Origin of the sequence: Micromonospora sp. WMMA1976 (genome assembly GCF_027497335.1) — a bacterium.
Lineage (GTDB): Bacteria > Actinomycetota > Actinomycetes > Mycobacteriales > Micromonosporaceae > Micromonospora > Micromonospora aurantiaca.
On record NZ_CP114912.1, the window covers coordinates 1,015,840 to 1,027,620 of the forward strand.

7 protein-coding genes are annotated in these 11,781 nt (G+C 74.6%); 3 read left to right on the forward strand and 4 right to left on the reverse strand.

Features of this window, described 5'->3' with window-relative positions; translation table 11 throughout:
- Positions 1 to 63 precede the first annotated feature (63 nt).
- Positions 64 to 2,421: a pyruvate dehydrogenase gene (locus tag O7546_RS04875; RefSeq protein WP_194799634.1), complete on the forward strand. Its 2,358-nt coding sequence runs from the start codon at positions 64 to 66 to the stop codon at positions 2,419 to 2,421.
- Positions 2,422 to 2,867: 446 nt separating this feature from the next.
- Here the strand turns inward: O7546_RS04875 and O7546_RS04880 are convergent, their stop codons facing one another.
- The 3 genes from O7546_RS04880 to O7546_RS04890 form a co-directional block, all read right to left on the reverse strand.
- Positions 2,868 to 4,481 (reverse strand): metallophosphoesterase, encoded by a 1,614-nt coding sequence (locus tag O7546_RS04880; protein WP_194799635.1) that lies wholly within the window; start codon positions 4,479 to 4,481, stop codon positions 2,868 to 2,870.
- 53 nt (positions 4,482 to 4,534) lie between these two features.
- Entirely contained in the window at positions 4,535 to 5,710 is a 1,176-nt protein-coding gene (locus O7546_RS04885) for a PQQ-dependent sugar dehydrogenase (RefSeq protein WP_194799636.1), read from the reverse strand.
- An 86-nt stretch (positions 5,711 to 5,796) separates the two neighbouring features.
- Complete coding sequence (locus O7546_RS04890; RefSeq protein WP_194799637.1) at positions 5,797 to 7,602, reverse strand: SpoIIE family protein phosphatase; 1,806 nt, start codon at positions 7,600 to 7,602, stop codon at positions 5,797 to 5,799.
- A gap of 143 nt (positions 7,603 to 7,745) precedes the next feature.
- Between O7546_RS04890 and O7546_RS04895 the strand changes: the two genes are divergently transcribed.
- A complete protein-coding gene (locus O7546_RS04895; RefSeq protein WP_281600545.1) occupies positions 7,746 to 8,672 on the forward strand; it encodes a 2-hydroxyacid dehydrogenase in 927 nt (308 codons plus the stop codon).
- Here O7546_RS04895 and O7546_RS04900 read toward each other — a convergent pair.
- The gene (locus tag O7546_RS04900; RefSeq protein ID WP_194799639.1) at positions 8,666 to 9,064 is read right to left on the reverse strand and encodes a PH domain-containing protein; all 399 of its coding nucleotides are present in this window, start codon (positions 9,062 to 9,064) and stop codon (positions 8,666 to 8,668) included. The genes O7546_RS04895 and O7546_RS04900 overlap by 7 nt on opposite strands.
- A 515-nt stretch (positions 9,065 to 9,579) precedes the next feature.
- Between O7546_RS04900 and O7546_RS04905 the strand changes: the two genes are divergently transcribed.
- Positions 9,580 to 11,775, forward strand: coding sequence for an EAL domain-containing protein (locus O7546_RS04905; RefSeq protein ID WP_281600546.1), 2,196 nt, complete (start codon positions 9,580 to 9,582; stop codon positions 11,773 to 11,775).
- Positions 11,776 to 11,781 lie beyond the last annotated feature (6 nt).

Sequence of the window (11,781 nt, forward strand, 5' to 3'; positions counted from 1 at the left end):
GGGCCCTTCGTCCGCTCCTCACCCCGCAGAGGGCGTCAACGGCGACGCCCGGATGGAGTCACCGTGAACCAGCACGACCTCGACGTCCTCGACGAGATCCAGCGCCGGGTGCTCTGGCTCGCCACCCGCATCGTCGACGCGGCCAACCACGACCGCGACACCGGTGACGGGGTGAAGGTCGGCGGCCACCAGGCATCAAGCGCCTCCCTGGTCACCGCGATGACCGCGCTCTGGTTCCAGCACCTGGACGCCGAGGACCGGGTGGCGGTGAAGCCGCACGCCTCGCCGGTGTTCCACGCGATCCAGTACCTGCTCGGCAACCTCGACAAGTCGTACCTGCCCAAGCTGCGGGCGCGCGGCGGGCTCCAGTCGTACCCGTCGCGCACCAAGGACCCGGACGAGGTGGACTTCTCCACCGGCTCGGTCGGCCTGGGCGCCGCCGCGCCGCTGTTCGCCGCCGTCACCCGCCGCTACGTCGACGCGCACTTCGGCGCGCGCCCGCACTCCCGGTTCGTCGCCATCATCGGCGACGCCGAGCTGGACGAGGGCAACATCTGGGAGGCGGTCGCCGACCCGGCCACCACCGGGCTCGGCAACGTGATGTGGCTCGTCGACTTCAACCGCCAGTCGCTGGACCGGGTCGTCCCCGGCATCCGCATCAACCAGTGGCGCGGCCAGTTCGAGGCGGCCGGCTGGCACGTCGTGGAGGTCAAGTACGGCCGTCGGCTCGCCGAGGCGTACGCCCGGCCGGGTGGCGCGGCGCTGCGCGACTGGATCGACCGGATGCCCAACGAGCAGTACCAGTCGCTGTTCGGACTGGCCGGTCCGGCGCTGCGCAAGCAGTTCCTGGACGGCGCGCCGGCCGAGGTCGCCGCGTTCGTCGCCGACATCGGCGACGACGAGCTGGGTCCGCTCGTCACCGACCTGGGCGGGCACGACGCACAGGCCATGCTCGACGCGTACGCCCAGTGCGACGCGGTCACCGACCGGCCCAGCGTCGTGTTCGCGTACACGGTGAAGGGCTGGGGTCTGCCGATCGCCGGCAACCCGCGCAACCACTCGGCGCTGCTCACCACCGAGCAGATCGACGCGCTGCGCGCCGCGCACGGCCTGACCGCCGAGACCGAGTGGGATCGCCTCGACCCGGCGACCCCGGCCGGCATCCGGGCCGGCGAGCGCCGGGAGGCGCTGTCCCGCCCGCCGCGCGAGCGTGCGCTGGGCGTAACCGTTCCGGAGACCACGAGGGTACGCGCGAACAAGCCCGTCTCCACCCAGGAGGTCTTCGGCCGGGTGCTGGTCGACCTGGCCCGCGATCCGCAGGTCGCGCCCTACCTGGTGACCACCGCGCCGGACGTGGCCACCTCGACCAACCTGGCCGGGTTCATCAACAAGACGGGCGTGTTCGCCCCGACCGAGCAGCGTTCCTGGACCGAGGACCGGATGCTGCGCTGGACCGAGAGCCCCGCCGGGCAGCACATCGAGCTGGGCATCTCGGAGATGAACCTGTTCCTGCTGCTGGGCCAGCTCGGCCTGTCGTGGGACCTGTCCGGTCAGCCGCTGCTGCCGGTGGGCACCGTCTACGACCCGTTCGTGCTGCGCGGTCTCGATGCGTTCCTCTACGGCACGTACTCCGGCTCGCGGTTCGTGGTGGCCGGCACCCCGTCCGGCATCACGCTGGCGCCCGAGGGCGGCGCGCACCAGTCCACCATCACCGCATCGGTCGGCCTGGAGCTGCCCGGGGTGACGTTCCTGGAGCCCGCGTACGCCGGCAGCCTCGACTGGCTGCTCTGCGACGCGCTGGGGCAGATCGCCGGCGGCGCCGCTCCGGCCGCCACCGCCGCGCCGGCCGAGGACGGGGCGTACTACTTCCGGCTCAGCACCCGGCCGATCGACCAGGCGCCGTTCGAGGCCGCGCGTACGCGGCTCGGGGACGCGGTGCTGCGGCGGCAGGTGGTGGCCGGCGCGTACCGGCTCGTCGACGCGCACCAGGCGTACCCCGATCTGGCCGACGCCCCGGTCGTGCAGCTCGCCGCCTCCGGCGCGGTGCTGCCGGAGGTCCTGGCGGCCGCCGCCGAGCTGGCGGAGGAGGGCGTGGCCGCGCACGTCGTGGACGTGACCAGCCTGGACCGGCTCTACCGCGCGTGGCAGCGGACGCTGCGCCAGGGTGTGCGGACCGCGACAGTGCCGAGCGTGCCCGGCGCGCTGCGGTCGGCGTTTGCCGACCGGGTGCCGGTGGTCACCGTGCACGACGCCGCCTCGCACGCGATGGCCTGGCTCGGCTCGGCGGTCGGCGCCCCGGCGGTGCCGCTCGGCGTGGACGAGTTCGGCCAGTCCGGCAGCGTCCGGGAGCTGTACGAGCTGCACGACCTGCTGCCCGGCAGCATCGTCAACGCCGCGCTGGCCGCGATCGCGCTGCGCTGAGGCGCGCGTCCGTTGCGCTGACCGCACTCCGCCACGGGGCCGGCCGGACATACCGGGCGGCCCCGGCCCGCGGCTCGACTCCGGCGCGGCGGGCCTTGTCCTGGCCGACCCGGGTGGGGCGGCGACTGGTTCTCCCTCACGGAACGTGACGGCTGGGTTGGCTGCGGAGAGTAACCGCCTCTGGTGGCCTCGGCGTTCACCTCTCGGCCCCTTTGCTCTGCAGCCATATCCGCATCACCGTCCTGAGCTGGGGCGGAGTGGAATGCCCACCGCTCTGCACCCACCCAGGCGGTGACTCTCGGTGCCTGCTGCGCCGATGGGTGCAGAGCAAAGTCGGCGGCGGGGCATGCCCGGGCCGGACGGGATTTATGACGCGGAGTGACCGGGTGTCGGTGTGGCGGAGCACCGGACTGACCGCGAGGGGAAGCGGCGAGAAAGCGGAGCCGTCAGCTCGTGGGGGTGGGGCTCAGCGTGGTCGTACCCGGCGACGGCGACTCCGACGGGCCGCGGGTCGGGGTCGGGGTCACCGGGACCTGGTCGCCCTTGGCCGGGTCGCGGATGACGTGCCGTTCCAGGTTGACCTGAGACTGCCCGGTGCCGCCCACGGTGATCTCGTCGTACGCCTGGAGCAGCTTCTGCTGGTCGAAGTAGAGCACCGTCATGGTCAGCGGGGTCGGCTTCTCGCCCTCCAGGCCGCGCAGCCCGGCACCGCCGGTCGAACCCTGCACCATCAGCGTGGTCGGCTGCTTGCCCTCCACCTGCGGCAGCTTCGACACCTGCCGGGAGTGGGTGTGCCCGGAGAGCACCAGCGGGCAGGTGCCGGAGAGCGGGCCGGCCGAGGCGGGGTCGTGGATGAGCGCGATGTCGACCTTGCGCGGCGACTTCCCGATCGTGGCGGCGAGCTGTTCACCGGCGCCGATCACCTGGTCGGCGACGGCCGAGGTGAGGCCGCTGCCGGCCGGTGAGGTCTCCTTGTCCGGGGTGAAGCGGGGGTCGCCGATGCCGGCGATGGTCAGCCCGCCCACAGTCGTGACCGAGTTGTTCAGCACGATCGCGTTCGGCTGCTGCGCCACCGCGGCGGCGGTACGCGGCGAGTCGTGGTTGCCGCGGATGAACACGTACGGCTTCTTGAGCAGGCCGATCGACCCGACGAACGACGCCTCCGGCTCGCTGCCCCAGTCGGTCATGTCGCCGGTGTCGACCACCACGTCGATGCCGAACTGCTCGACCACGGTACGGATCAGCTGCCAACCGGTCGGGTTGAGGTGGATGTCCGACACGTGCAGCACCCGGGTGGTGCCGGGCGACGGCTGCACCACCGGCAGCGCCGAGACCGTGGTGTAGAGCTTGCTGACGTTGCCGACCAGCCGCTGGAGCTGCTCGGCGTACTTGGTGTAGTCGTTCGCGATCCGCCGCGCGTCACCGACGATCGCCGGCGCGTTTACGAGCAGGCCCTCGTACCGTGGCTCCTCGATCGCCTGCGGGCGCAGCGTGCTCGCGGCCATGCCGAGGCTGCCGGCGGTCACGACCAGCGCCAGACCGCCGGCCCAGGCGGTGCGCCGGACGTCCCGGAAGACGAGCGCGGCCAGCAGCAGCGTGGCCAGCACGGTCGAGGCGAGCGTACGCAGCCCGAGCCGCATCACGCCGTCGCGGACGTCCTGGACGGCCGACTGGCTGGCCCGGCTGATGCTGGCCGGGTCGTCGATGAGCGCCTCGGTGCGCCCCTGGTCCAGCGAGCCCACCTCGACGGTGAGGTACGCCGGACCGTCGTGGCTGTCCAGCAGTAGCGCGCCCAGCGGCGGGATGTCGACTGTGGTGCCGCCGGACAGCGACGGGCTGAGCTTCAGTTCGGCCCGGAACGGGCCGATGTCGGTGCCGACGTGGCCGCCCGCGTACGTGCCGATCACGATGCCGCCGAGCGTGACCGCGAGCAGAGCCAGCACCACACCCAGCCGACGCAGCCGGTGACCGGGCCGCCACGCCGTCAGTCGGCGGGCGCGCCCGCGCTCCGGAGACGCCTCGTCCCCGGTGCGGTGCTGTTCGTTCTCGTGGCCGTCCATGCTGAGATTCTGACCTGCCCCCTGCGCGATCTTGACAAACCCGGCCGGCCGGATCAGCTCCGGCCGGCACCACCGTCGGCGAAGACGAGCCGCAGGATGCGGTCGTCCTCGGCGGTGGGCGTACCCCGCCCGTCCCGGTTCGACGTGCTCACCCACAGTGAGCCGTCGGGCGCCCCCGCGACGGCCCGTAGCCGACCGTACCGGCCGTTGAGCAGGTCGCGCGGCTGACCGAGGACGGTGCCGTTACCGGCCAGCTCCACCAGCCAGAGCCGCTGGCCGCGCAGGCAGGCGGCCACGAGCAGACGGTCCGCTGCCGCCAGGCCGGAGCAGGAGGCGTCACCGGTGGGCCACTGTGTGATCGGGTTCACGTAGCGCCTGTCGTCGCCGCGTCCCTCGACCCGGGGCCACCCGTAGTTGCCGCCCTTGTTGATCTGGTTGATCTCGTCCCAGGTGTTCTGGCCGAACTCCACCGCGTACATCTTCTTGTCCGGCGTCCAGGCGAAGCCCTGGACGTTGCGGTGACCGGTCGACCAGACCGGCGACCCGGCGGTGGGGTTGCCCGGCGCCGGCTTGCCGTCCGGCGTGATCCGCAGGATCTTGCCGCCGAGGCTCTTGGCGTCCTGGGCGTTCTCGGTGCGCCCGGCGTCGCCGGTGCTCGCGTAGAGGTGACCGTCCGGGCCGAAGCCCAGCCCGCCGCCGTTGTGCGTACCGGACTTCGGGATGCCGGTCAGGATCGGCTTCGGCGCCTGCCCGAGCTGCATCTTCGCGATCCGGTTGTCGTCCTCGGCGGTGTAGTAGACGAAGACCGTGCGGTCCTTGGCGTACGCGGGGGAGACAGCGATGCCGAGCAGGCCGCCCTCACCACCGGCGGCCACGTCCGGCACGGTCTGCACCGGCCGCACGGTCAGCCCGTCCGGGCCGGACTCCGGGCCGACCTGGAGGATCCGCCCCTTGTCCCGCTCAGTGACCAGGGCGCCGCCGTCGGGCAGGAACGCGATTCCCCACGGCACCTCCAGGCCCCGGGCCAGCACGGTGGCGACCACCTGCTGGCCGGCCCCGCCGGGACTCGCGGTGCCGGACGGTGTGGGCAGGTTGGGCGGGGCGCCGGCCGGGTCCGGCTCGGGCTCGCCGAGGGCGCAGCCGGCGGTGCCCAGCAGCAGCGCCGCGCAGGACGCCGCCAGCGCCGTCCGGAGACGGCTGACACGGGGGTACGCAAGACGCGGGCTCACCCGCCCCAGCCTAGCCGGGCGGACCGGCGAACCGGGCGCGTCGCGCCCACCCCTGCCCGCCTCCGGCCGTTCGGGGGAGTGCCGGTTCAGCCGGCTCGCAGCGCGAGCAGGGCGACGTCGTCCTCGCGCCGGTGCGCGGCGGCGAGCAGCCGGTCGCAGAGCAGGTCCAGGGGTACGCCCGGCCCGCCGGCCTCGAGGTGGGCGAGCAGCTCGGCCTGTCCCTCGTCGATCGGCTGGTCCCGGCGCTCGATCAGCCCGTCGGTGTGCAGCAGCAGCGTGTCGCCGGGGGCGAGGGTCAGCGTCCGGCCGGCGCGCCGGGGCGGCCGGGCCAGGCCGAGCAGCGGTCCGCGGCCGTCCGCCACCGAGACCGTGCCGTCGGCGCGGACCAGCAGCGGTGGCGGATGCCCCGCGTTGCACCAGGAGACCGCCAGCCCGCCGGCGGCCGGACGGACCCGGGCCAGTACGGCGGTGGCGACGGTGGGCACCCGCAGCCCGCCCATGGCCCGGTCCAGGTGGGACATCAGATCCTCCACCGGATCGTTCCGCCCGTACGCGTTGCCCCGCACCAGGTTGCGCAGCTGGCCCATGCTGGCCGCCGCCTCGATGTCGTGCCCGGCGACGTCGCCGATCGCGGCGATCAGCTCGCCGTCGGGCTGGACGAAGGCGTCGTACCAGTCGCCGCCCACCTCCACCCGGTCGGCGGCCGGCAGGTACCGGGCGGCCAGCTCGATCCCCGGCACGGCCGGAAGGGTCGGCAGCATGCTGTGCTGCAACACCTCGGCGACGTGGCGCTGCTCGCCGTAGAGGCGGCTGTTGCCGACCGCCTGTCCGGCGCGTACCCCGATGTCCTGCGCGGTGCGCAGGTCGCTCGGGTCGAAACCGCGCCGCCCCGGACGGTTGACCAGCGTGACCGCCCCGATCACCCGGTCCCCGGCGGCGGTGATCGGCACGGTCAGGTGGGAGCCCACGCCGAGCCGCTCGGCGAGCGGCACCAGTTCCGGGCGCGTGGTGCCGCGCGCCACGTCGTCCAGGCCGGCCACGGCCCGCACCACCGGCCGGCCGGTACGCAGCACCGATCGGATCTGCGAGTCCGCGCTGAGCCCGGTGGTCAGCAACTCTGCGAAGCGGGCCAGGTCGGCCTCGCGCTCGGCGTCCCGGTGTACGCCGGTGACGGTGCGCGGCCGCCCGGCCGGGTCGACGAGCGTGATCAGGCACCAGTCGGCGAGCAGCGGCACCATCGCGTGCCCGAGCCGGTCGACCGCGGTGGCCACGTCGAGCGTGCCGCCGAGCATCTCGCTCATCCCGGCCAGCATGGCGAGCCGGTCGTGCGCCTCCTCCGCGCGGCGGCGGGCCTGTTCCGAGCCGCGCACCGCGATGCGCAGCCGCAGCTCCGAGGAGCACGCGGCGGCCAGGTCGGCGAGCGTACGCAACTGGTCCTTGGTCCAGGCCCGGGGCTTGCTGTCGATCGCGCAGAGCGAGCCGAGCACCCGCCCCTCCAGGTCGGTCAGCGGCATGCCCGCGTACGCGACCACGCCCAGGTCCTCGATCGCCAGGTTGAGACGTACGCGCGGGTAGAGGCGGGCGTCGGGCAGCACCAGCGGCATCTCGATGTCGACGACGTGCTGGCAGAACGAGTGGGTCAGCGGCGTCTCCCGGCGGGCCGCCCACGGCTCCGGCAGCCCGGTCGCGCCGGGGAAGAACTGACGGTCCGCGTCCACCAGGGAGACGAGCGCGACGGGAACGTCCAGCAGGTCGCCGACCAGCCGCGCGAACCTGTCGAACGACTCGTCCGGTACGGCGTCGAGCCGCGTCTCGTCGAGTGAGCGCAACCGGTCGGGATCGGCGAGCGCCGGAATCGGCACGGACACCCGTCCCCGGCCGTCCTCGCTCATCGCCACCGCCCTCAGCAAGCGGAACACCCGACCGGCATCCCGCTCTCGGTTATACCCCGCCGGACCGCCACTCCATTCCCGGCGCGGTGTTCGTCACGGGTCACGCCGCACCGGCCGGTCCGGGGCCGATATCGTCGGCGGTCGTGAAGGTATGGATCCCGCACCCCGAAGGACGCCGGCTGCTCGGCGAGCCACCGCCCGGCGTCACCGTGGAGGTGCTGGACGACCCGCACCGGCTCCCGCCGTCCCCGTCCGGGGTGCGATTCTGGGTGCCGCCGTTCCTGTCCGGCCCGGACGCCGGTGCGCTCCTCGCCGAGCTGCCCGACGTCGAGGTGGTGCAACTGCTCTCCGCGGGCGCGGACGCCTGGGCGGGACGGATGCCCGACGGGGTGACACTCTGCGACGCCCGGGGCGTGCACGACTCGCCCACCGCCGAGTGGGTCGTCGCCGCGATCCTCGCCTCGCTGCGCGGGTTCGCGCCGCTGGCCCGGGCGCAGGCGCGGCGCGAGTGGGCGTACGACGAGGTGGCGCCCACCGACGAGCTGGCCGGCAAGCGGGTGCTCATCGTCGGCGCCGGCTCGATCGGCACCGCGGTCCGCGACCGGCTCGCCCCGTTCGAGGTGAGCTTCACGCTCGTGGCCCGTACGCCGCGCCCCGACCAGGGCGTGCACGGGGTCGACGAGCTGCCCGCGCTGCTGCCGGAGGCGGACGTGGTGGTGCTCCTGGTGCCGCTGACCGAGCAGACCCGGGGCATGGTCGACGAACGTTTCCTCGCCGCGATGCCGGACGGCGCGCTGCTCGTCAACGCCGCCCGCGGGCCGGTGGCCCGTACCTCGGCGCTGGTGGCCGAGCTGACCTCGGGCCGTCTGCGCGCCGCGATGGACGTCACCGACCCGGAACCGCTGCCCGCCGACCATCCCCTGTGGGAGCTGCCGAACGTGCTGCTCACCCCGCACGTCGCCGGCTCGGTACGCGGGCTGCTGCCCCGCGCGTACCGCCTGGTGGGCGAGCAGTTGCGCCGGTACGTGGCAGGGGAGGAGCTGACGAACCGGGTGGTCGACGGCTACTGATCGCCGGCTTGCTGATCGCCGTCGGCGTCCGGTAGTTCCTGCCCGGTGACGGCGATCAGCCGGGGCAGTTCGCTGGCGCGTACCGCCGGCAGCATCACCACCTCGCCGTCGTCGAGCCGGGCCATCGCCCGGCCGCGGGAATCACCGGCGAGTTCGGCGACCCGGTTCCACGGCACCCGGCGCTGCCCGGCGAGCGCCCGCAGCCGCAGCTCCCGGGCGTCGGCGTCGGTGCCGGCCCGCCACGCCCAGACCGCGACGGCGAGGGGTACGAGCAGCACCCAGAGCAGCCACCAGCGGGCGGAGGCCAGGGGCAGCGCGCCGATGAAGGCGACGATCGCGGCGACCAGGATGGCCTGGTTGTGACGGAAACGGACGGTATCGGCGCGGCTCACCTCCCGATGATCCCATCCGACCCCTCCACCCCACCCCCCGGGCGTCCCCCGCCCCATCGGGACCCCCGCCGCCCCCGCCCTTCCGCGCCCGCCCCGAACGGCCCGCCGCAGATCTTGGTACGGCTCCGCCCCTCGCGGGGCGGCTCGGTACCAAGATCTGCCGCGTCTGGAGATCTTGGAAGCAAAGGGCCCTCCTGGGGGCCGGTTTCTTCCAAGATCTTGTGTCGGGAGGCGACGCGAAAGCGAGCGGCGTCGATCTTGGACGAGGGCCGTCTCCGTGACAGCTGTTGGTGTGACGGACGTCACTGGTGCGGTGACGTCACCGGGCGCTTCCGGGATCGTTTCTAGGCGTGGCCGCAGCGGTCCCCGCCGATGCGTCCCCGCCCGCCCCGACCCCGCACGTCGTACCGCGTACCGCAACCGCACCGCCCCCGTGCCCCCTCACGAAGGCGACCGCCGTGCCCGTCCCCCCTCCCGCCGATCCCCGTCGGCAATCAGCCCTGCCCGATGTCGCCGTGTCGCTCACCGGCGCGGTCTTCCTCCTCGCCGGCGTCGCCGGTGCCCTGCCCGGCCCCGCTGCCGCCGCGCTCGCCGTCGCCGGAGGTTTCGCCCTCGCCTGCGTCCGGCTCGCCTGGCTGGCCGGAGCCGCCACACCGCCCGACCGTCCCGCAGCCAACGGGCGGCGGGCGCGCCGGGCCGCGCTGTCCCGCCGGGTCGCCGCCATCCTGGACGGCGCCGTCCTGGTCGCCGGGCTCACCGTTGCGGTGCTGCCGCTGAGCGACGCCGCGCACCGGCTGCCGATCGCGCTGGCCGGGCTGTGCCTCGCCGGGGCACTGCACGTGACGGCCCTGCTGCGCCTGCCCGGCCGATCCAGGCTGTCCGGCCCGGAGCTGGTGCGCCGTACCGTCGACGTGCTCGCGCTCGGCGTCAGCCTGGTGTTCGCGGGCTGGATGCTGCTGCCGGGCGGCCCGGTCCCGGCCGTCGCCGCAATGGTGGCGGCGGGCGGCGCGGTGGTGCTCGCCGTGCTCGCGGTGGCCGCCGTCGCCGAACGCCGGCGCCGGCCCGGTGCCGCGCGCTGCCACGCCGGGGCCGCGCTGACGCTCGGCGGGCTGACGCTGCTGGTGGTGCTGCTGGCCTACGGTGCGCCGGACCGGGCGCTGCCGCTCGTCGCGGCGCCGCTGGTGGCGGGGGCGCTGCTCACCGCCGCCGGCGCCCGGCGTACCTCCGGGGGTGAACGACCGGGCCGGGACGTGGCGCCTGCCGCGTGGCCGCGCCTCACCGCGCCGGCCGGGATCGCCGCGCTGGCCGCCGGGATCCACCTGGGTACGGCGGGGGAGTTCAGCACCGCCGCGATGGCGCTGGGCCTGGCCGTCATTCCGCCGATCATGATGGGTGAGCTGCTCGCCGCCGCCGACCAGCGCCGCCGGGTGCAGCGGCTCGCGGCCCGCGAGGCGTGGCTGCGGCGCCGCCTCGGACCGGACGCCCGGGCCGCCGAGCCCGTGCCGCTGACGCGCGCGGAGCTGGTCCGGGCGATGGCGGAACGCAGTGGCGGCGCGCTGCTCGTCGTCGACCTGCACGGGGTGGGTGGCGCGGTGCCGGAGGGACCGGTGCTCACCGAGGCCGCGCGCCGGCTGCGGGCGGGCTCCGGGACGCACGATCTGGTGGCCCGGCTCGGCGACACGGAGTACGCCGTCCTCACCGACGCGGGGCCGGTGCTCGCGTACGCGCTCGGTCTGCGGCTGCTCGCGGCGCTGGCCGAGCCGTACCCCCGGCCCGGAGGTCTCGCCCGGTTGAGGGTGAGCGTCGGGCTGGCCGAGACCAGCGGCGGCGATCCGGAGGACGTACTGCGGCAGGCGGACCTGGCCCGCCGCCGGGCGGTGCAGCTCGGCCGGGACCGGGTCGAGTGGTACGACGCCTACCTGGAGGAGCAGCTGGTCCGCCGCCTGGATCTGGAGCGGGAGCTGCCCGGCGCGGTGGCGCGCGGTGAGCTGGACCTGGTCTACCAGCCGGTGGTGGCGCTCGCCGACCGGATGCCGGTGGGTACCGAGGCGTTGCTGCGCTGGCGCAGCCCGGCGTTGGGCACCGTGCTGCCGGCGGAGCTGCTGCCGGTGGCGGCCGACCTCGACCTGACCGGCGAGATCGGGCGGTGGGTGCTGGACCGGGCCTGCCGCCAGCTCGCCGCGTGGTCGGAGGGCGGTCGCGAGCTGTGGATGGCGGTGAACGTGACGCCGCGCGAGCTGGCCGCCCCGGACTTCGTGGCGCGTACCGCAACAGCGCTGGCCGCGTACGACGTGGTGCCGGAACGGCTGGTGGTGGAGGTGGCCGAGCCGGTGGTGGGCGCGGAGTTGTCCACAGTGGTGGCTCGACTGGCCGGTCTGCGGTCGATCGGCGTGCGGATCGCGCTGGACGACTTCCGGGCCGAGCACGCCTCGCTCGCGCAGCTCCGCCGGCTGCCGATCGACCTGCTCAAGGTGGGCCCGCACCTGGTCGGCCCGGGCGGGGACGGGCAGCGTCCGCTGATCGACGTGGTGGCGAACCTGGCCGACCGGCTCGGCGTGGAGCTGGTGGTCGAGGAACTGGAGTCGGAGGTCCAGGTGGCGGGCGCGCGGCGGGCCGGCTGCCGGTACGGTCAGGGCTTCGCGCTGGCCCGCCCGGCGACCGCCGAGCGGGTCGAGGCGTGGTTCGAGGAGTACCCGTCGACCGCGCGGTGAGCTGAA

Excerpts from the sequence above, each read along its gene's own strand:
- O7546_RS04880 (WP_194799635.1), bottom strand. The coding sequence starts at position 4,481 with ATGGACGGCCACGAGAACGAACAGCACCGCACCGGGGACGAGGCGTCT.
- O7546_RS04890 (WP_194799637.1), bottom strand. The coding sequence starts at position 7,602 with ATGAGCGAGGACGGCCGGGGACGGGTGTCCGTGCCGATTCCGGCGCTC.